Annotated in this window: 19 protein-coding genes and 1 riboswitch; of the genes, 12 read left to right on the forward strand and 7 right to left on the reverse strand. The window is 39.3% G+C overall.

Translation table 11 applies throughout. From position 1 onward, the window contains the following. The first annotated feature begins 24 nt into the window (after positions 1-24). The 5 genes from I6F47_RS09415 (at position 25) to I6F47_RS09435 (ending at position 6,946) form a co-directional block, all read left to right on the forward strand. The gene (locus I6F47_RS09415) at positions 25-1,119 is read left to right on the forward strand and encodes a PQQ-dependent sugar dehydrogenase (protein ID WP_010553286.1); all 1,095 of its coding nucleotides are present in this window, start codon (positions 25-27) and stop codon (positions 1,117-1,119) included. A gap of 10 nt (positions 1,120-1,129) precedes the next feature. Beyond that, positions 1,130-3,424, forward strand: a complete 2,295-nt coding sequence (parC, locus tag I6F47_RS09420; RefSeq protein ID WP_024598878.1) for a DNA topoisomerase IV subunit A — start codon at positions 1,130-1,132, stop codon at positions 3,422-3,424. Positions 3,425-3,609: 185 nt separating this feature from the next. Then, positions 3,610-4,323 carry a 1-acylglycerol-3-phosphate O-acyltransferase gene (locus I6F47_RS09425; RefSeq protein ID WP_197183736.1) on the forward strand — a complete coding sequence of 238 codons (714 nt, stop codon included), beginning with the start codon at positions 3,610-3,612 and terminating at the stop codon, positions 4,321-4,323. After that, on the forward strand, positions 4,323-4,658 hold the full coding sequence (gene rraB / locus I6F47_RS09430) for a ribonuclease E inhibitor RraB (protein WP_007585369.1): 336 nt from the start codon (positions 4,323-4,325) through the stop codon (positions 4,656-4,658). Before I6F47_RS09425 ends, rraB begins: the two co-directional genes overlap by 1 nt. A gap of 1,115 nt (positions 4,659-5,773) precedes the next feature. Continuing rightward, positions 5,774-6,946: a polysaccharide lyase family 7 protein gene (locus I6F47_RS09435; RefSeq protein WP_197183737.1), complete on the forward strand. Its 1,173-nt coding sequence runs from the start codon at positions 5,774-5,776 to the stop codon at positions 6,944-6,946. An 88-nt stretch (positions 6,947-7,034) separates the two neighbouring features. Here I6F47_RS09435 and I6F47_RS09440 read toward each other — a convergent pair whose 3' ends face one another. Beyond that, positions 7,035-8,006: a zinc transporter ZntB gene (locus I6F47_RS09440; protein WP_007585782.1), complete on the reverse strand. Its 972-nt coding sequence runs from the start codon at positions 8,004-8,006 to the stop codon at positions 7,035-7,037. A 285-nt stretch (positions 8,007-8,291) separates the two neighbouring features. Between I6F47_RS09440 and I6F47_RS09445 the strand changes: the two genes are divergently transcribed. From I6F47_RS09445 to I6F47_RS09455, 3 genes are read left to right on the forward strand one after another with little or no spacing between them, the layout of a single operon-like run. Then, entirely contained in the window at positions 8,292-8,726 is a 435-nt protein-coding gene (locus I6F47_RS09445) for an ATP-dependent zinc protease family protein (RefSeq protein WP_002961974.1), read from the forward strand. Positions 8,727-8,728: 2 nt separating this feature from the next. Beyond that, positions 8,729-9,634: a 30S ribosomal protein S6--L-glutamate ligase gene (gene rimK / locus I6F47_RS09450; protein ID WP_002961977.1), complete on the forward strand. Its 906-nt coding sequence runs from the start codon at positions 8,729-8,731 to the stop codon at positions 9,632-9,634. Beyond that, entirely contained in the window at positions 9,621-10,679 is a 1,059-nt protein-coding gene (locus I6F47_RS09455; RefSeq protein ID WP_007585786.1) for a succinylglutamate desuccinylase/aspartoacylase family protein, read from the forward strand. Before rimK ends, I6F47_RS09455 begins: the two co-directional genes overlap by 14 nt. 353 nt (positions 10,680-11,032) lie before the next feature. Here the strand turns inward: I6F47_RS09455 and I6F47_RS09460 are convergent, their stop codons facing one another. From I6F47_RS09460 to recQ, 4 genes are all read right to left on the reverse strand, one after another. Then, complete coding sequence (locus I6F47_RS09460; RefSeq protein WP_010553281.1) at positions 11,033-11,608, reverse strand: mechanosensitive ion channel domain-containing protein; 576 nt, start codon at positions 11,606-11,608, stop codon at positions 11,033-11,035. A gap of 69 nt (positions 11,609-11,677) precedes the next feature. After that, positions 11,678-13,387: a ShlB/FhaC/HecB family hemolysin secretion/activation protein gene (locus I6F47_RS09465; protein WP_024609055.1), complete on the reverse strand. Its 1,710-nt coding sequence runs from the start codon at positions 13,385-13,387 to the stop codon at positions 11,678-11,680. 171 nt (positions 13,388-13,558) lie between these two features. Then, positions 13,559-13,843: a DUF3630 family protein gene (locus I6F47_RS09470; RefSeq protein ID WP_007583724.1), complete on the reverse strand. Its 285-nt coding sequence runs from the start codon at positions 13,841-13,843 to the stop codon at positions 13,559-13,561. A gap of 7 nt (positions 13,844-13,850) precedes the next feature. Then, the gene (gene recQ / locus I6F47_RS09475) at positions 13,851-15,674 is read right to left on the reverse strand and encodes a DNA helicase RecQ (RefSeq protein ID WP_010553279.1); all 1,824 of its coding nucleotides are present in this window, start codon (positions 15,672-15,674) and stop codon (positions 13,851-13,853) included. A gap of 384 nt (positions 15,675-16,058) precedes the next feature. Between recQ and I6F47_RS09480 the strand changes: the two genes are divergently transcribed. Both I6F47_RS09480 and rarD read left to right on the forward strand, forming a co-directional pair. After that, positions 16,059-16,514, forward strand: coding sequence for a thioesterase family protein (locus I6F47_RS09480; RefSeq protein ID WP_007583728.1), 456 nt, complete (start codon positions 16,059-16,061; stop codon positions 16,512-16,514). A 51-nt stretch (positions 16,515-16,565) separates the two neighbouring features. Continuing rightward, positions 16,566-17,483 (forward strand): EamA family transporter RarD, encoded by a 918-nt coding sequence (gene rarD, locus I6F47_RS09485; RefSeq protein ID WP_101216526.1) that lies wholly within the window; start codon positions 16,566-16,568, stop codon positions 17,481-17,483. Positions 17,484-17,493: 10 nt separating this feature from the next. On the opposite strand, the gene I6F47_RS09490 is transcribed toward rarD, so the two are convergent. Beyond that, positions 17,494-18,729 (reverse strand): diguanylate cyclase, encoded by a 1,236-nt coding sequence (locus tag I6F47_RS09490; RefSeq protein ID WP_197183738.1) that lies wholly within the window; start codon positions 18,727-18,729, stop codon positions 17,494-17,496. 86 nt (positions 18,730-18,815) lie between these two features. After that, a complete protein-coding gene (locus I6F47_RS09495; RefSeq protein WP_002961378.1) occupies positions 18,816-19,190 on the reverse strand; it encodes a DUF413 domain-containing protein in 375 nt (124 codons plus the stop codon). 91 nt (positions 19,191-19,281) lie between these two features. Here I6F47_RS09495 and I6F47_RS09500 point away from each other — a divergent pair, with 91 nt between their 5' ends. Both I6F47_RS09500 and I6F47_RS09505 read left to right on the forward strand, forming a co-directional pair. Beyond that, positions 19,282-20,154, forward strand: coding sequence for a LysR family transcriptional regulator (locus I6F47_RS09500; protein WP_010553277.1), 873 nt, complete (start codon positions 19,282-19,284; stop codon positions 20,152-20,154). Between the two features lie 166 nt (positions 20,155-20,320). Continuing rightward, positions 20,321-21,253: a porin gene (locus tag I6F47_RS09505; RefSeq protein WP_007583738.1), complete on the forward strand. Its 933-nt coding sequence runs from the start codon at positions 20,321-20,323 to the stop codon at positions 21,251-21,253. 34 nt (positions 21,254-21,287) lie between these two features. Then, positions 21,288-21,437, forward strand: a riboswitch (cobalamin riboswitch). Positions 21,438-21,479 lie beyond the last annotated feature (42 nt).

Below are 21,479 nucleotides of genomic sequence, written 5' to 3' on the forward strand. Positions count from 1 at the left end.
TGTGCTTAACACTAGGAGAGGCGAATGAAAAAACTACTAGGAAGTTTGCTGTTACTTGGGCTGACTACCGCTCCTGTAATGGCGAAAAATATACTCGATAAGCTCACCGTAGCACCGGGATTTGAAATAAGCTTATTTGCAAATGATGTAGAAAATGCACGTCAAATAGCTGTTTCAAAAAAAGGTATTGTGTATGTTGGCTCTCGTAAAGCGGGCAACGTATATGCGCTTATTGATCATAATAGTGATGGCGTAGCAGATAAAAAAATTGTTGTGGCTAAAGGCCTAAATATGCCCTCTGGCATAGCAATTAAAGATGGCGATTTATACGTAGGCGAAGTACATCGTATTATTCGCTTTAAAAATATTGATACCCAATTAAAAGATCCAAAATTTGATGTGGTTTATGACGCATTACCGAGCGAGCGTCATCATGGTTGGAAATTTTTACGTTTTGCACCAACGGGCGAGCTAATCATTCCGGTGGGTGTACCGTGTAATATTTGTGCTGAGGATGAACGTTTTGGTCGTATTTTTGCGCTTAATGTAGAAACAAAACAAATAAAAACAATAGCCAAGGGCGTTAGAAACACCGTCGGTTTTGATTTTCATCCAGCTACTCAAGCTTTATGGTTTAGTGATAACGGTCGCGACATGATGGGCGATGATATTCCGCCTGATGAGTTAAACCGTGCAACGCAAGAAGGTGAGCATTTTGGTTTTCCGTATGTTCATGCCGGCGCAATTATTGACCCTGAGTTTGGGGAAGGTAAAAATATTGCCGATTACACGTCGCCAGCTCTTGCACTTGCTGCGCATGTAGCGCCACTGGGTATTCATTTTTATAACGGTAAGCAATTTCCAGCAAGCTATAAGCAACAATTATTTGTTGCTGAACATGGCTCATGGAACCGTTCTAAAAAGTCAGGTTATAAAGTAGGGCTAGCAACAATTGAAGTAGGTCGCGTAACTAAATATACGCCATTTATTACTGGCTTTATGAAAGACGAAACAACATTTGGACGCCCTGTTGCATTTGCAGAATTAGGTGACGGCAGTCTGTTAGTAAGCGATGATTACGCCAATGTAATCTACCGTGTAAGCTATAAGAAAAACTAGGTAAGCTTTAATGAGTGATACAGATACCTTGCTAATGCAAGGAATTGAGCAACAAACAATGGGGCGTTTTACCGAAGACGCCTATTTAAATTATTCCATGTACGTGATCATGGACCGCGCCTTACCGCATGTAGGTGATGGTTTAAAACCAGTACAGCGTCGTATTATTTATGCGATGAGCGAACTGGGTTTGTCGGCTAACGCTAAGTACAAAAAATCAGCCCGTACAGTGGGTGACGTGCTTGGTAAGTACCATCCACACGGCGACAGTGCATGTTACGAAGCGATGGTATTAATGGCGCAGCCGTTTTCTTACCGCTACCCTTTGGTAGATGGACAAGGAAACTGGGGCGCGGCAGATGACCCTAAATCGTTTGCAGCAATGCGTTATACCGAAGCGCGTTTATCTAAGTTTTCAGAAGTACTATTAAAAGAGCTTGGCCAAGGCACCGTCGATTGGACACCAAACTTTGATGGTACAATGGATGAGCCTGTTGTACTGCCTTCTCGTTTACCGCATATTTTACTAAACGGTATAACGGGTATTGCCGTAGGTATGGCAACCGATATTCCGCCACATAACGTACGTGAAGTGGCTAGTGCATGTTGTTTATTACTTGATAAACCAAAAACAGAGCTTGAAGAATTACTTGAGCTTGTACATGCACCAGATTACCCAACAGATGCTGAAATAATTACCCCAAAAGCCGATATTCATAAAATATATAAAACCGGTCGTGGGTCTATCAAAATGCGTGCGGTTTATACCGAAGAGCATGGCGATATTGTTATTACAGCGCTGCCGCATCAATGTTCTGGTGGTAAAGTACTTGAGCAAATTGCAGCGCAAATGAACGCTAAAAAATTACCAATGATTGCCGATTTACGTGACGAGTCAGATCACGAAAATCCAACACGCATTGTAATTATTCCGCGCTCAAACCGCATTAAAGCTGAGCCATTAATGGCGCACTTATTTGCAACCACCGATCTTGAAAAAAATTACCGAGTAAACTTAAACATGCTAGGCCTAGATGGCCGCCCGCAAGTTAAAGACTTACGCTGTATTTTAAGTGAGTGGCTAATATTTAGACGCGAAACAGTGCGTCGTCGTTTGCAGTATCGTTTAGATAAAGTATTAGCACGTCTACATATTTTAGAGGGTTTGTTAGCCGCCTTTTTAAATATTGATGAAGTGATTGAAATCATTCGCAGCGAAGATAAACCAAAGCCTGTATTAATGGAGCGCTTTGATTTAACTGATACGCAGGCAGAAGCAATTCTAGAATTAAAACTTCGTCATTTAGCAAAACTTGAAGAGTTTAAAATTCGTGGTGAGCAAGACGAACTGGCTAAAGAGCGTGATAAATTAGCGCAAATTTTGGGCTCAGAACGTCGTATGTCGACACTGCTTAAAAAAGAAATTCAAGAAGCCGCTGAAATGTACGGTGACGATCGTCGCTCACCAGTGATTGAGCGCTCAGAAGCGAAAGCACTTAACGAAAAAGATTTAATTCCGTCAGAGTCAGTTACTGTTGTGCTATCAGACAAAGGTTGGGCACGCGTTGGTAAAGGTCATGACTTAGATGTACAAGGCTTAAATTATCGCTCAGGTGACGGCTTTAGAGCCTCTGCTCGTGGTAAGAGTAATCAACCTGCGGTATTTTTAGATTCAGCAGGGCGGGCGTTTGCAACTGATGCGCACAGTCTACCTTCGGCGCGTAGCCAAGGCGAGCCAATGACAGGTCGTTTTAACTTAACACCAGGCGCTAATTTTGAGCACGTGGTAATGAGTGAAGACGAGCAAGTATTGCTTATGGCGTCAGATGCAGGTTACGGCTTTATTACCGACTTTAAAGACTTAGTTAGTAAAAATAAAAACGGTAAAGCGCTCGTAAGTGTCCCTAAAGGTGGAATATTACTTTCTCCTATTAGAGTGAACGATGTTGCTAGCGATTACTGTATGGCTATTTCTAACGAAGGTCGAATGCTTTTATTCCCGCTGCGAGACTTACCAAAATTAGGTAAGGGTAAAGGTAATAAAATCATCTCTATACCAGGTGCTAAAGTACAAGCCCGTGAAGAGTTTGTAAAAGTGCTTGCTGTTGTACCACTAGGAAGCAGTGTTACGCTTCATGCTGGTAAGCGTAAACTAACACTTAAACCAAGTGATTTAGAGCATTATCATGGTGAGCGAGGGCGTAGGGGTAATAAATTACCACGTGGCTTACAGCGTGTTGACGAAGCGGTTGTTGAGTTAACACCTCAAGATGATGAACCAAAAGAAGTTATTAGCGAAGAGTAGCGAATGACTTCTTTTGTACAAATAAAAACGGTCTGCATTTGCAGGCCGTTTTTGTTTTAAAACCATTTTAAAGCAATATTAAAACAAGCAGCTTAAATATTTCAGCGTACACTTGTGCGCTATTGACTCGTTTGTGTCACAAAATAACGCTATAATAATTATAATTCATTTTTGGAGAAGCCCATTTGCTAGCTGTTATACGCGTTTTTATTATGCTGCTGTTTATATTATTCAGTTGTATTTTTGGTTTATTACTTTCGATTGTAAGACCATTTCACCCTAATAATGTACATATTATAGCGGGTTGGTTTGGCTCAATGGCTAAAATGGTTGGCGTTAAGCTAGTTCTAACACGTCATAAAGATGCCGTTGATCCAGGTCCTGCAGTTTATGTTGCTAATCATCAAAATAGCTACGACTTATTTACAGTGCCAGCAATGGTGCCAAAAAACTGCGTAAGTTTGGGTAAAAAGAGCTTAAAGTGGATCCCATTTTTTGGTCAGCTTTATTGGTTGTCGGGTAATATATTAATAGACAGATCGAATCGCTCTAAAGCGGCAGGAACTATCTCAAAAGCAGCCGAAAAAATTAAAAATAATGGCTTATCTGTATGGATGTTTCCAGAAGGCACACGAAGCTATGGAAGAGGGGTACTACCATTCAAAACGGGTGCATTTCACACCGCAATGAGCGCAGATGTACCCATAATTCCGGTATGTATGAATACAACACATAAAACCATTAAGCTAAATCGTTGGGATAATGGTACAATTCACATCGAAATGTTAGCGCCTATACCGCTTGATAAAGAAATTAGCGCGCGTGAGCATGCTAAAAGCGTGCATAGCATTATGGCTGCTAAAATAACTGAATTAGATGCTCAAGTGAGAGAAAAATAATGGAAAACTGGCGTGAAATAAGTGAAGACATCGTAAGTTCACTACTTGAAGATGGGTCAGACCCTGAAATACTTTATGAAGTAGAGCACCACTTTGTGTGTGAAGACTTTCCTAAGTTAGAGCAAGCTGCACTTGCTGCTTTTAAATTGGGTTACGATGTTGAAGAACCAGCAGAGCTTGAGCTTGAAGACGGTAACAAAATTTGGAGCTTTGACATTGTAGTTGAAGCTGAGCTAGACGTAGACGTTATTATGGAAGACGTTGATAAGCTAGCGCAACTAGCCGTTGAGTGCGAAGTTGAGTACGATGGTTGGGGTACTTACTTTCAAGAGTAATTAGCTGACTGTTATAAAAAAGGCGATCATTGCAAAGTGTTCGTCTTTTTTAATGCCTGTAAAAGCGTGCTACCAAACATGCGCTTCCCCTCAGGTTTTTTCTAGGGACGATTACTCTTTGTTGCCTAAATGGATGTGGTAAGGGGCGTGAACAGGACGCGGAAGCTTTGCTCGGTTTTTACTTATTTTCACATGGAAGTAAGCCAGTAGCGTAACGCAGGAGTAGTTACCGAGCCCGCTTGATTACAAACCCCGCGCCGCGATTTAACCGCCCCTAGATTAAACTAATTTCAATCCGCAAAGGGTAACATGCCGAGTTCTGCTGAAGCTTTTAATTCGAACTAAATTGAATCAACCTTCTAGGTGTTTTCAATAATTTATTTAAAACTTATTGGTATGTTTTGTATAAATATTATTAATAAATTATCTATAAAAAATAAAATATTCACCTTCACTGAACTCAAACACCTCTTAAGTTTTTTAAGCTACCCTTCACTAATATAATAATACTTTCATCTTTAAATTCTTATTTCAAATGCATTTCGTTCTGCCATTATTTTGTTTTATTTTATATAAACAGTCTAAATTAATTGGTTAACCAGTGGTATTCTAATTAATTAAACTGAACGTAAGCTTTACTGCATAAAATAAAATGAAAACCAATTTTGTTATCACAAGAAATACGATTTTGAATTTTTAATAAATTACCAATTAAAGTTATATTTAATGCTTTTTCATTATTTTATATTTTGTTCCTTATCTGGGGTTTGTTATTTTTTTGATAGTGATTGTTTTTAAGTGTTTGTTTTCATGTATTTTTATTTATTGTTGATTTAATGAATCTAAATGAAATCAATACTTATTACCTATTAAATAAATTGTTGCAAATTTATTACAAGCAATATAACTTGTGTCTCAGCCCAGCTGGCAATAATCATTGGTAATATTTACTTGTAAACCAGGAATGGTTTTTTTTACATTTAACTTATTACCAATTACACATAAAAACACAAGTTAAAACCTGTTTGCAGGCGGTGATCTAGGCTCAAGTGAAATACTCATTTATAGCCATGTAGTAAGATTTTTTCATGTACAGGTTTGGAGAAATAAAGATAATGATTAACCAAAAATCCCTATTTATGCTTGCAGCAATGACTGCTAGCTCAAGTTTTGTACAAGCGGCAACTGTTAATAATGCTGGATTTGAAGATGGTTGGAATAACTGGAATGAAACAGAACCAGCGGCTATTTCAGGTAGTGCTTACAAGGGCTCTAAATCATTAAAAATTCAAGGTAGCCCAGGGCGTGTTTACCAAAATGTAGATGTAGATCGAAATACTCAGTACACGTTAAGTGCGTACGTACTTGGCAAGGGACAAATCGGCATTAACGATCTTAATGGTTTGTTTAAAAGTGAGAAATTTAACGTTTCTTCGTGGACAAAAGTATCTAAAACTTTCACCACAGCTAATACAGGTTCGCTACAAGTATTTGCTAAGCATGATAAGAGCTCAAGCGATGTTCGTTTTGATGACTTTTCGTTAACTAAGGGTAGTTCTTCTGGCGGCGGAGACACAGGTGGTGGTGATACTGGTGGTGGCTCAGGTATAGCAAGCAACATCACCAACGGTAGTATTTTTGACCTTGAAGGTAACGATCCTCATCCATTAGTAAATAGCGACACTTTAGAGTTTGTTCCTCTAGAAGCGCGTCATATCACTCCAAACGGGAATGGCTGGCGTCATGAATATAAAGTAAAAGAAAGTGCACGTGTTGCAATGACTGAAACCTATGAGGTTTTTGAGGCAACTGTAAAAGTTGAAATGTCAGATGGTGGTAAAACGATTATTTCTCAGCACCACGCTAGCGATACGGGTACGATTTCAAAAGTATATGTTTCAGATACTGATGAATCAGGTTTTGATGATAGCGTAGCCGATAACGGGATTTTTGACGTTTATGTTCGCCTGCGTAACACCAGTGGTAAAGAAGAAAAGCATGCACTAGGTACTATCAGAAGTGGTGGTTCATTCAATCTAAAAGTAGTTAATAATTACGGTGATGTAGATGTGACTGCATTAGGTACTACCTTTGGTATTCCGGTAGAAGATGATTCAGAATCTTACTTTAAGTTTGGTAATTATTTACAATCACAAGACCCATATACACTAGATGAGTGTGGCGAGTCAGGAAACTCAGATTCATTTAAAGAGTGCTTTAAAGATTTAGGAATTACAAAAGCTAAAGTAACAATGACTGACGTTAGTTATACGCGTAAAACTAACTAATTATTTAGTAGTTTAGAAAGCCACTCAGTTTAAAGCTGAGTGGCTTTTTTAATGCTTTTTTAATGCTTTTTAAATGTATAAACTTAATTTATAACCATTTTTTATTTTTAAAATACACACCAATACCGCCAGTAAGTACAATCAAAAATATAACAAACGCACTAAACGCATAGGGGCTCTCGGTACCCGGAATACCTCCTACGTTTACGCCTAACAGGCCGGTTAAAAAGCCTAAAGGTAAAAACAATGCAGCTACAACCGACATTACATACATACGCTGATTTAATTGCTCAGACACTTGGTTAGTGATTGTTTGCTGAATGATTTGCGCACGTTCAATAGAGCTATCAAGCTCCTCTAAATAACGAATAAGTAAGTTTGTTGTTTCGTTTAATTTTGCTTTATCGTCATCTAACAGCCACGGGTAGTGATTATTTACCATTGAGCTAAGGGCTTCTTTTTGCGGTTTTAAATAACGCTTTAAGGCAATTGTTTGACGGCGCAACTGTGATAAACCTTGGTTATCAAACTTTTTACTTGGTTCATCTATTTCTTCTTCAAACTCGTCGAGTGTTTCATCTAGTGAGTCAATAACGCTTTGCATGCGAGAAGTTAGTTTTTGTGTAATAGAGCATACTAGCTCAGAAATATTGCATGGGCCTTTATTTTCATTTAAACAGGTGAGCGTATCTTGCACCGATAATAAACGACGCTTGCGGGTAGTAATAAGAATGTCTTCGCTAATAAATAAACGAATTGAAACCATGTCTTCAGGGCTTTGTGCTGGATTTAAATTTACACCACGTAAAAATAACATATGTCCGTTAGTCGTTGATGTGATACGCGGGCGTGTTTCATCAGCAATTAAGGACTCTAATTCGTAGTCGTTTAAATGAGGTTGTGCCTTGAGCCACTCAACAGCCTCGCTTTGGCTATAGTCCATGTGCACCCAAAGTTTTCCGTGGCTTGGTTGCCAGCTATTTAGCTCATTAGTGCTTTCAATAGGGCGAGCGCCGCCTTGTCCATCAAGTACAAGTGCATGTAGTAAACCATTAATCATAATTATTTCTCATAATAGTGTATTTTTAATACCGTTAACTATAGTGTATCTACTTAAGTATTTTAAACTTACCTTTATTTTTAATAAGTTAAGCTTAAATAGCAAAATATATGCAGAGCCTTTGGGCTGAGTAAAGTGGCATAAAGTACTATTCAGCAAGGCGTGCATTGTGTGACCAGTTGTTTAAAAAGATCAATTTAATTTACTAATCGACTAGATAAATTTATTTCGTTGGTGTTTTTTTACCTGTAGCGTATAAGTCACTTTTTTATTAAGGGCACATTTATGACAGCAAAGATCACAGTTGGTTGGCGTGAGTGGTTAAGTTTACCTGAGCTTGGTATTAACGAGATAAAAGCAAAAATTGATACTGGCGCTCGCACTTCATGTATTCATGCAATTAACATTGAAGAATACGAAGTTGACTCAGAAAAATGGGTTAAATTTACGGCCCAGCCACTGCAAGATGATGAGCAAACGCAAGTCACTTGCAATGCAAAAGTTAAAAAAATGAAGTACGTAACCAGCTCAAGTGGGCAAAAAGAGTTACGTTACTTTATAGAAACTACATTGCATGCAGGCGAGCACAGCTGGCCTATCGAGCTTACTTTAACAAGCCGTGCAACAATGAAGTTTAGAATGTTATTAGGGCGTACAGCCATGGAAAATCGTATAGTCGTTGACCCGGCTTTATCTCAACTATTAGGTCGTAAGGTTTAACTATGAAAATCGGTATTTTATCTCGCAACAGAAAATTATATTCAACACGTCGCTTAATTGAGGCGGCAGAGGCACGCGGTCACGAAGTTAAAGTGATTGATGCATTGCGCTGTTATATGAATATCAACTCTGAGCAACCAGAAATTCACTATCGCGGTGAAAACTTAAAAGAATTTGACGCAATCGTCCCGCGTATTGGTGCATCGGTTACATTTTATGGCTGTTCGGTACTTCGTCAGTTTGAAATGATGGGTGTTTACCCTGTAAACGAATCAGTCGCTATTTCTCGTTCGCGCGATAAATTACGCTCACTTCAGTTACTTTCGCGCAAAGGCGTTGGTATGCCAGTAACAGGTTTTGCTAGCAAACCAGATGATGTAAAAGACTTACTAGAAATGGTAGGCGGTGCACCTGTTGTAATTAAATTACTTGAAGGCACACAAGGCATTGGTGTTGTACTTGCTGAAACACGCAAAGCGGCAGAAAGCGTTATTGAAGCATTTATGGGCTTAAAAGCTAATATTATGGTTCAGGAATACATTAAGGAAGCGGGTGGTGCCGATATACGTTGTTTCGTATTAGGCGATAAAGTAATAGCAGCTATGAAGCGCCAAGCACAAGAAGGTGAGTTCCGTTCTAACCTTCACCGTGGCGGTAGTGCTACATTAGTTCGTATTACTCCAGAAGAACGTAAAACGGCAGTAGCGGCGGCTAAATCAATGGGCTTGAACGTAGCGGGAGTTGATTTACTTCGCTCATCTCGTGGACCACTTGTGATGGAAGTAAACTCATCACCAGGTTTAGAGGGCATTGAAATAGCAACAGGTAAAGACATTGCAGGCATGGTGATTGATTTCATCGAAAAAAATGCTTCAAGTAAAGGAACAGCAACACGTGGCAAAGGTTAAAATTAACCGTCCTTTTTCCTTATTAGGAGAGAGTGTAGGCGTAGGCGAGCGTAAAACACTTGCCTTAGAGGCAGCTAAACTTTATACCCATTCACCACTTAATATTCCTATTGAAGTGGTTAACGGTGTAATGGAAGGTCCTGTGCTTATGGTGTGTGCGGCTATTCATGGTGATGAGCTAAATGGCGTAGAAGTTGTGCGTCAGTTAATTGCTAAAATAGACCCAAGCCAACTGCGCGGCACAATAATCGCTGTGCCTATTGTGAATGTGTTTGGCTTTATTCATAAATCGCGTTACTTACCAGACAGACGTGATATGAACCGTAGCTTTCCAGGTTCTGAGCGTGGCTCACTTGCTGGGCGTATGGCTTATATGTTTTTTAATCAAGTGGCAATACATTGTACCCACATTATTGATTTACATACTGGCGCTATTCATCGAACTAACTTACCGCAAATTCGCGCTAACTTAGCTGATGAAGCAACCGCTGAAATGGCTAAAGCATTCGGCACGCCAGCGGTTATAGATGCATCATTGCGTAATGGCTCATTACGAAGTGAAGCTGCAAACCTAGGTATACCGGTTATAACCTATGAAGCTGGTGAAGCACTGCGTTTTGATCCAATCGCAATTGCGGCCGGTGTACAGGGTGTTGATTATGTTATGCGTCATTTAAAAATGATCCGTGGCAAGCGTCCTAAAAAGTTACCAGATCCTATTATTGCAGGTTCAACTAGTTGGATACGTGCCGAAGTTGATGGCATTGTGCGTGCACAAGTATCACTAGGGGAGCATGTAACTAAAGGGCAAGTACTTGCTTATATTAGTAGCCCACTAGGTGACTCTGAGCTTGAGCTTTTAGCGCCTAAAGGCGGTATTGTTATTGGTCAGCAAACTATGCCATTGGTAAATGAAGGTGATGCGGTATTCCACCTTGCTTACTTTGCAAATGACAATAGTTTAGTAGAGCAGCAACTAGAGAACTTTATTGATGAGATAAACGATTTAGATGACGAGCTTAAAACAGCTGAACTAAATAACTAATAGCTAGGGCGTGTTTAACTTTGCGGATTGAAATTTGTTCAATCTAGGGGCGATTAAATCGCGGCGCGAGGTTTGTAACCTAGTGGGCTAAGTAAAAACCGAGTAACAAAGAGTTTATCGCCCCTAGGCAGAACCCGAAGGGCAGCGCATGTTTGGCATTTATGCTGCGTTATCGCCTATTTATGGGGAGTAACCACACTTCATAGGCTCTGCCTTGCCTAAAAACCAAACATACTGCTGCAAATTCCACCATCAAAGATCAACACGCCCTAGTCTTAATTGTGGTTAGTTAAGCATTAAAAAAGCCGCAGAAGTTAATTACTTACTGCGGCTTTTTTGTGACTATTACTTTTTTAACTATGTTTTTTAGGGCCAATAATACGCTTTATAACGGGAGCTTTTGTTGGCTTTGGTTCTTTATTTAAAACCATGACAGGGCGTGTCACAAATAAATTATTAGGGTAAATTACACGGTGCCCATCAATATGCTCAAGTACTACATTCATTAAGCCCATTTCAACAATGCGCCCTTCAATATGATTCGCACCATCAATAATTCGTACCCAATAGCCAACACGGCAATCGTTTTGAATAAACATTAGTAAAAATGCGGTGAGGTTACTCAATAATGACCAGGCAGCGAATAGTGCTACGCCCAACATAGCGAATAAAGAGGAGCCTAAAACCAATAAGCCACGCAGCTCTATACCCCAAAATACTAAAACTAAACACAGCACGACAAAGGCGAGTATAATTTTTAGTAAGAGCTCTGCACGATATTTTCGGTGTAAATCAACTTTCCCCTTAATTGCTTTTTCGAGTAATTTTTTGGTTATTTTTAATAGCAGAGGGAAAACCAAAATAGCGATTATAGTTACAATCAACTTATATTGTGATGCAAACAATTCTAAAACTTCTATTATTTCCACATTAGACCCTGAACTTTTATACCAATTTAATTTAATGCAATTGGTATTAGTTTAACGCGTTTGTATTATTTAAAAAGTATTTTTAACGCTCACTAACCACTGTACTGAGTCTACGTCATCGTAGCTATCAACTGGGGCTGCAATATCAATGTGAATCATGGTTCCTGAATTTGCACGACTCGGTGCTAAACGAAGACCCACGCCTATATTTTTTAATACATGTGCGTTTTCACCATTATCTTTATCGTTAAACCATGCTCTGCCCACATCCACAAAAGCTGCGCCACCCACTTTAAATAGTTGTAGTAAATCGTACTCCCAGTAATAGCGCTTTTCTAGATTAACTAAAAAGCTGCGGTCGCCATGTTGATAATCCATAGGGTAACCACGCAGGCCTGTTTCGCCGCCTAAAGTAAGCTGTTGATCAGCAGTAAGGTTTTTTGCGTATTGCACGCGGGCTTTAACATACCAAGATTGGTCTTCACTGGTATTTAAATAATATTGTACTTGGCTGGTGGCCATAAAGTTTTCGAGTTTTTTCTGTTCTTTATTCCAATAGCCATCAATATCAGCACTAAAACGCCATAAGGTATTATCGTTAGTAAAGTGGGCTTTTTTAAAGTTAAAAGAATACACCGCGCGGCTGTCGTCATTACTTAATGATTCGTCTGAATAGCCAATTAAGCTTTTAATATTCCAACCTAAGTTTAAATCCTCAGTGCGAGATATACTGTCAAAATTGCGTACTTTTATGTAGTTATCTTCAAACCAATGGCCGCTTATAAAGGGATAACTTAAACTTCTGTCATCGGCAAGTGGTGCAAATGTAGTGTCTATAGCTTCAAAGGTATGCTGCTCGTCGGTATAACCTAAGGTTAAGCGTTGGGTCCAATTATTATTAAGCGCTTTAGAGTGTCCTATAAATGCACGGTTTAAATCGGTAGTTTGATCAAATTCGCTAAACTCTTCGCCGCGTTTATATAGTGACTCTTCGCGCTGCTCAGAATAGCTTAAAATACCGTAACTAAAAGGGGTGTCTATCGCGTAAAATGGATAGGTTAGCTCAAGTAAATGGCGCTTGCCATCGCTGTTATCAGCGTACTCTAAACGGCCGCGGTAGCGAGTAGATAAAATATTAGGATCGTCGTAAACAAATAAATAACCGCTACGATCGCTGTCGGTCGTGCGTGACAAAGAAAGGCGCTTCCCCCAACCAAGCAGGTTTGATTCTCTAAAACCTATACTCGATTTATTTTCTCCGCCGCTACGGCTAAAGTTTACTTCAGGTAAAAGTGTCCATAAGTCGCGGGTAACCACTTCTACATTAACGTCACCGTCGCAGTTTTCGATTGCACTAATTTGTGCATCATATAAGTAGCTTTCTTTACGAAGTAGGCGCTCAGACTCTGCAAGCTTTTTAGCATCGTACTTGTCACCAGGGGAGAATAATAAAAGGTTATTAATGACATCGGGCTCTGTTTGAATATGAGCGCGGTTAGCAAATCGGAATAGGGCATTATTTTCCTCTTCAAGCTCAGTATTAAATACATTAAGTTGCTTGAGCTTTATTGAGGCTATTTTAGCGTTACTATTACTGTGCGTGAGGGTTGTTTTGTCTTGAACTTCTCGGCGTAAGTTTTTATTTGTGCTTAAATCTGTCTGTTCTACAAGGCAGTTATCAGTTTTCGTTGAAGATTGTTGTGCGAATGCATTAGGCACATAAAAGCTTAAAACCGTTAAGCTAATACAACATTGTGCTATCCATTTCTTGTTCACCATTAAACCTCTTTACTGCTACGTAGCAAATGACTATCGTAATATCAGCTTACATCATTGTTATTATAATGTAAGTAAAAGGTATGGATTTTGAAACTAATTAATTGTTACTCATATTCACTTATGTTAATAACCAACCTGGTTTAGAACCGCCTGTGGGCGGGGTATTAAAAGCTAACTTAAATAAAATGCTAAAGCTGCTAATAAGTGCTCAGCTTCATGGCCTTCGGCATTAATCCAAATACTTTGGCTGTAATGCTCATAGTTTAAATTAAAGGTCTGCTGATTATAGGTAAAGCGGACTTGATGGCGATCGGCGCCTGCAGAATACTCATTGAGTGTTACATCGTCTGAGTGTAAAAAGAGTGTGCTCCACAGTTCAAAGTCTTCATCGTGTGGAGGCTCGACTGGCGTAATTAAAATGTATTTATGGGCGTGGTCATATTCTATTTGGGTCATAACATTCTTAATTTGTAGCTAGGTAATTGCGAATTGCAGTTAAAAATTCGCCGCCGTACTTATTTAACTTAGTAAAACCCACACCCGACACTTTTAAAAATTCACTGTCGTTTGTTGGCATAAGCTGCGCCATTTCGGCTAGCGTTTTATCATTAAATACCACATAAGGTGGTACATCATCGGCATCAGCAAGTTCTTTACGTAGTGCGCGCAGGCGAGCAAACAGTTTTTTGTCGTAATTAAATTGTGCTAATTTATCTTGATAAACGTGTTTGGCTTGCAGGCGTGGCTCGGCTAATTGCAGTGCGTACTCACCTTTTAAAATTGCACGCGCGGCTTCGGTTAACCTAAGTGACGCACCTTGCGTTATATCTTGGCTAAGTAAGCCTTGATGAATAAGTTGGCGTAAAATACTAAGCCAAAATTCACTGCTTTTATCTTTACCTATGCCGTAAGTGCTTAGCTCATGATGATTGTTATCGCGTATGCGGCTAGTATTTGCACCACGTAGTAATTCAACAATGTACCCAAGACCAAAGCGCTGGTCAGCTCTATACACACAAGAAAGCGCTTGTTGGGCAACCAATGTACCGTCAAAGCTTTTAGGTGGATTTAGACAAATATCGCAGTTACCACAAGGTTCGCGCTGATACTCACTAAAATAGTTAAGCAATATTTGGCGGCGACACGTTTGTGCTTCTGCAAAGCTTGCCATTGCGTTAAAGCGTTGTTCTTCTACACGGCGGCGTTGCTCGTCGTCTATGTCTTCAAAAAAGCGTCTTACACGGCCAATATCAGCTGGGTCAAAATACATTATGGCTTCTGCGGCAAGTCCATCTCGCCCAGCACGCCCCGTTTCTTGATAGTACGACTCGATACTTTTTGGAATATCGTAATGCAATACAAAGCGTACATTGGGTTTATTAATCCCCATACCAAAGGCAACGGTTGCGACCACTATTTGTATATCGTCACGTGCAAAACCAGTTTGTACAAATTGTCGTTGCTCGTTACTCATACCTGCATGGTAAGCGGCAGCGTTTAGCCCTGCATCTGCAATTTTTTCAGCAATGTCGTCTACGCGTTTACGGCTAGTGCAATAAATAATACCGCTTTGGCTTTTTTGCTCTTTTAAGTAGCGAAGCAGTTGTACCATAGGTTTAAATTTTTCTTCTATGGTGTAGCGAATATTGGGGCGATCAAAGCTGCCAGTATGAATATAAGGCTGTTGTAGTTTTAGTTGCTCAACTATATCAAAACGGGTGGCTTTATCGGCAGTTGCAGTGAGCGCCATCATGGGTACATGTGCAAAACGTTGCTTTAATTCGTTTAAGCGAAAGTAATGAGGCCTAAAATCGTGGCCCCAATGCGACACACAATGCGCTTCGTCAATGGCAAATAAGCTTACATTTAAATGCGATAAACGCTCTAAAAATTCGCGTTGTAATACTTTTTCAGGTGCCACATATAAAAGCTTAATTTGCCCCTGATGAAGCTGTTGATACACCAATTGCTGCTCTTCTCGCGCTAAGCTGTTATTTACGTAAGCGGCTTTTACCCCAAGTGCTTGAAGTTGACTTACCTGATCTTGCATTAGCGATATGAGCGGAGATATGACAATAGTTACGCCTTCGAGCACTAAAGCGGGTATTTGATAGCAAACCGATTTTCCGCCGCCAGTAGGGAGCAATACAAGCGAGTCTTGGCCGTTAATAGCAGCATCAATAACTGTTTTTTGGCCGTCGCGAAATTCACTGTAGCCAAACACTTGTTTGAGGACAGTTTCGGGTTTACGCACAAGGGTGCTAGAAGGTGGTGTTGATGTATTCATTGGCGGGTATTTTAGTGGTTTTTTAGTGAGATGTCTTTAGCTGAGTTACTTATACCAATCCGCAATACTACTTAATCAATTTGAGGGATCAAATCTGACGCTAGCTGCGTTAAAAATTTCTGATATAGAACAACTAAATAACGAGTTTTTGCCTTGTTATAGACACTATTTTCTTACCTCCAGATAGATCACTTAATTAAGCTAATTGGTATTAACCTCAACTCTATTGTAAGTAAATTAAACTCTGGTAGTGTTGAAACCGCTTATTAAGATAGATCTGCTTTCTTAAAGTTAGGTTGCTAAGTAAATGATTTAACTAGAACCTCGTAGTTTTGCTTAAGTTATGCTTTACTCATCGTACCAGTTTAAACATAGAGAATAATAATGAATAAAGAAATGTTAATTGAACAAGTGGGCGCATTATTTGTAAATGGCATGCCATTTAACCAGTTTTTACAAATATCGGTTGAGTCGTTGAGCCCTGAACAGGCCAAAATTACGTTTCCGTGGCAGGATGTACTCATTGGTAACCCTGCGCAAAAAATACTGCACGGTGGTGTTATTTCAGCCGTACTTGATAATGTAGGCGGTATGCTCGCTGCAGCAAGCGTGATTGATAAGCTCACCGATTTAGATATAGGAAGTGTGCAAACAAAATTAGCCACGCTTGGGACTATCGACTTGCGCACTGATTATTTGCGCCCTGGTAAAGGAGAGAGCTTTACAGCGAGTGCCACACTTATTCGCTCAGGTAATAAAGTGTGTGTTTGTCGAATGGAATTACATAACGAACAGTCTGTTCAAATTGCTTTTGGGACAGGCACGTATTTAGTTGGATAAAACGTGTATGGGAAGTAAACTAGCGGCCTTTTAAATCACTAAGTGTTTATTATGTCGATTGATACTGAGCAGCGTAAAGGTGCTATTTTTGCTTGTCTTGCTTTTTTTATGTGGGGCCTTGCGCCAATATATTTTAAGTTAATTCAGCATGTTTCTGCCTTTGAAATTTTAATGCATCGGGTTGTTTGGTCGGTTGTATTTTTAGTACTAGTAGTAAGTGTTTTAAAGTATTGGGATAAAGTTAAACGCATTATTGTTCAGCCTAAGCTTTTGCTTATGCTTGTTATTACCTCAACATTACTAGGGTTTAACTGGGGTTTATTTATATGGGCTATAAATAATAACCATATGCTTGATGCGAGTTTGGGCTATTACATAAACCCTCTTTTAAATGTATTACTGGGTATGCTCTTTTTAGGTGAACGCCTGCGTAAGTTTCAAGGTGTAGCAGTGGCACTGGCCTTTACCGGTGTTGTGCTGCAGTTAATTAGTTTTGGCTCGTTTCCGGTAGTGGCATTTTCATTAGCTATATCGTTTGCGCTTTATGGGTTGTTACGTAAAAAACTACCCGTTGAAGCCTTACCTGGCATTTTACTTGAAGCACTTATATTACTGCCTGTTGCACTCATTTATTGGTGGTTAATGGTGCCTACAGCAACATCAAGCCTGCCAGCTAACGATTGGCATACTAATGCATTACTGATTAGTGCAGGTATTGTAACTACATTACCACTGCTGTGTTTTACTGGCGCCGCTAAGCGTTTGCAATACACTACATTAGGCTTTTTTCAGTATATTGGGCCAAGCCTAATGTTTATATTGGCAGTGGTGTTTTACGGTGAAGTGTTTGACGCTGAGAGATTAGTTACGTTTGCATGTATTTGGAGTGCGCTAGCTATTTTTAGTTGGGATTCTTACCATCAATCACGCAAACGTAAAAAGGCGGCAATAACAGCCGCCGAGGTGTAGGTGTTACAGCCTAGCTGACTACTTTATTACGGCCGGTTTCTTTAGCGTCATACAGCTTTAAATCGGCCTGTTTTAATAGCTCATCAATTTGATAAACAGAGCCACTTACAAAACCAATTGAAATAGTAAACTTAATCTTAGCGCTACTAAACTCATGGCTATTAGCTTCTATAAAGTATCTAAATCCTTCAAGGCGTTTAAGGGCTTCTTGTTTATCTACATCTATAAAATAAACCGCAAACTCTTCACCACCCAAGCGCGCTACTAAGTGCTTTTTAAAGTATTTACTGAAGCAAATAGAGAGCCCTTTTAATACTTCGTCGCCAACATCGTGCCCGTATGTATCGTTAATTGATTTAAAGTGATCAATATCAAGCATAGCTAAAGCACCATCACCTTTAGTATGTTTTATTTGCTTTAATGATTTTTCAGCTTCTTCAAAAAAGTAACGACGATTTGGTAAATTGGTTAAATAATCCGTGTTGGCTTGTCGCCTTATGGTGGCTATAAGTTCTAACATATCGACGTTTTGGCTAAGCCTGCAGTAAAACTCTTCACTATTAAAAGGTTTATGTAAATAATCGTTTGCGCCATTTTTTAAAAATAAACTAGAAAGCCCTACATAGTCAGAGCCCGAAATACCAATAATGGCTTTTTCGTCGTTGCTATATAAGCGGCGAATTTCGCTACATAACTCATCACCATTCATGTTTGGCATTTCGTTATCAGTAATGATGACTGAAATGTCGGGTGAATTTTCGAGCATTTTTAATGCTTCTTTTCCGTCTTGTGCTTCAATAATTTGATATTTGTGACGAACTAATAGGCTGCAAATGTATCGGCGAGTCGATTTAGAGTCATCAACAACCAGTACTTTTACATTTTCGTTGCGGGGTAAGCGATGCAATTGTTTTTCGAGGTATTGGTATGCTTGTTTGTTTTCTTTAATGATGTAATCGATGATTGGGTATTTTTCTACAGTGTCGCGAGTTTTTTTATCAATATTGCCCGTCATTACAATAGTTGGAATGTCTGCATTAATAGTACAAGGTACAGCTTCACCAGATGGGGCATCAGGTAATATGAAGTCAACTACAGCGCAAAAATAGCTATTTTTACTTATAAGCTCTTTTGTTTGCGCTAATGACTCAGCTATATCAACTTCATAACCAGCCTTAAGCGCGATGTGCTTTTGCACTCGCGCCATTGCAGGTGTATCTTCAACTATTAGTATTTTTCGCGTCACGGAACAACCCTGTTTATATTTTGCAAAAATATTTGCTTATACAAGTTGTAACTGTTAAAACGCAAAAAAGCAAATAACTTAAGTACTTACAGATTATCCGCTTCTGAATAATACTCTTGGCTAATCGGTGCCGGCCCTGACATTTTTGAGCGGCCAAATAAAGTATGAAACTTAGTTTTGCAAGTCGTTAGTTTTAAGTATTTTACCCAAGCTCGTTCGATTGGGTTGGTAGGTTCTTGTGAGCCAGTTACGACTGCTACAAACTGTTCTTGGTGTTCGTTTTGCGGCTCAATTGTTTTACTGTATAAGCCTTTTAAAACAACTCCGTGTTGTTCAAGTATGCTGGCTTCTAATAAGGTGAAGTTTCCGCTGCGGCTAAAGCCTCGTGGAAAGTTTTGATCATCATAAAATTGACGTTGGCTAACAAATGCTTGGCGTAGTAATGAAATGTTATTGCTCATAGCTTTATCCTCATACCTTAGTAATTAGCTGGAGTATGATGCAAGTTTGGCAATTTATTAAACAAATTATTTTTATCGTGAGGATAAAAAATTGGATATCGATTTATTAAAAACATTCGTTGAGGTAGTGCGTACGCGTCACTTTGGTAAAGCGGCCGAAAACCTTTATATTACGCAGTCTGCAGTGAGCTTTAGAATTCGCCAATTAGAGCAAGGACTTGGTGTTAATTTGTTTATTCGCCAGCGTAATAACATTCAACTTACAGCACCTGGCGAGCGTTTATTACCCCATGCACAAATGATTATTACGGGCATGCAGCGGGCCAAAGTCGATGTTGCACTTGCCGACAATATGCATAAGCAAATTAGCTTAGCAGGAACGCCTAATATTTGGGATGCTTTTTTACAGTTTGGTATAACAAATATTGTATCGGCGATGCCGGGCGTGTCGCTGGTTGCAGAAGTTAAAGCACAACAAGAAAGCACTCGGCTGTTATTAGAACGCACGCTTGATTTGGCAATATTGTTTGATCCACCAAAAGTAGACGAGTTAGTAGTAGAGCGAATCTGTGAGTTGCCAATCATTCCAGTAAGCGGATACGACACTGCAACGAACGAAAACTTTTTTGATAATCAGTATGTGTATGTTGATTGGGGAACTACTTTCTCACTTTGGCATGCACGCCAGTTTACTGGAAAAACCCCTCCTTATTTTAGAACTAGCACAGGACGTATTGCACTTGATTTAATACTGCAATGTGGCGGCAGTGCGTTTATACCTCAAGTATTGGTAGAAGGGCATTTAGAAAAAGGTGAGTTGTTTCATGTTAAAGGGGTAGAAAACACCTCAAGAGACGTATTTATTGCGTATCACAGAGACAACGAGCAAAAAGAGCTAATAGAAACCTTAGTTAATTTACTTTCGCAAATGACGCCAAGCTTGTCATTAAAGCAAGGTAAGTAAGTTCGGCCGTTTATTACGCTTTCATGTTATTTTGATTTCACATTTAATGCATTTTTATTAATAAAAAAAGACATTAATATTTCCATTGTAATATTACTGTCATTTAGCGGTGACAAAATGCAGCAGTTTTAAAAATTAGTCTTTTGTGATTATCCAAGGAAATAACATGAAATTTGTAAAATCGAGCTTATGCTTAGCACTATTAAGTGGTTTATCTTTTAATGCACTTGCCGACGTAGACATTTACGGTAAAGCGAATGTAACAGTGCAATCATCTGATGATGGCGAAGGGTCTTTTACCGAGATAAAAAGTAATGCATCTCGTCTTGGTGTTAAAGGTTCTGAAAAAATAAATGATAGTTTAGAAGCGGTATATAAGTTTGAGTTTCAAGTTGATGTGTCTGATGCTGATTCAAAAGGCGATAACGACGACAATATTTCTGCGCGTAACCAATATGTTGGTTTAAAAGGTGCGTTTGGTCAGGTTGTAATTGGTCGTAACGATACTGCGCTTAAGCAATCTCAAGGTAAGTTAGATTTATTTAACGATCTTGAAGGCGACATTAAAAATGTATTTAAAGGTGAAAACCGCTTAGGAAATACAGTTAGTTATTCATCAAACTCATACGAAGGTTTTAAAGTACTAGCTACTTTTGTAGCTGAAGATGATGTAGACGCTGATAACGGTTACTCAATGGCGGTTACTTACGGCGACGTGGCACTTAAAAAGAGCGCTGTATATGCCTCGATTGCAGCCGATAGTGAAGTAAATGGCTACGATGTAGTACGTGCATCAATCCAAGGTAAAATCGAAAACTTTAAATTGGGCGCAATGTACCAAACACAAGAAGCAGTAGATGGCAGCGCAGAAGCGGATGGTTACTTGCTAAATGCTGCTTACAGCATGGGTAACAACACATTTAAAGTGCAATACCAAGATATGGACTTTGACGACAGCGACGATAAGTCAGCAATTTCAGTTGGTCTTGATCACAAATTAAATAAAAATATTAAAGTATTTGGTTTTTACTCAAGCTTCGATATGGACAACAACGTTGACCAAGACTACGTAGGCTTAGGTATGGAATACAAGTTTTAACGATTAGTTAAAACACTCCCTTTTTAACCGCGCTCTTTTGAGTGCGGTTTTTTTTGCTTTAAATTATTTACTTAGCCGCCCATAATAGAGCTTCATTTGGAATGAGGTGCGAGTCCTCGACTGTTCCCGCAACTGTAAGCAGCTGAGCTGTAAGTCAGATACAAATGGTATAATACCAATTTTATTAAAAACATGATCTTTCTAGCGAATTAAATAACTTCCTAAC

The sequence above is a fragment of the Pseudoalteromonas sp. NZS37 genome (assembly GCF_015864265.1).
Lineage (GTDB): Bacteria > Pseudomonadota > Gammaproteobacteria > Enterobacterales > Alteromonadaceae > Pseudoalteromonas > Pseudoalteromonas arctica.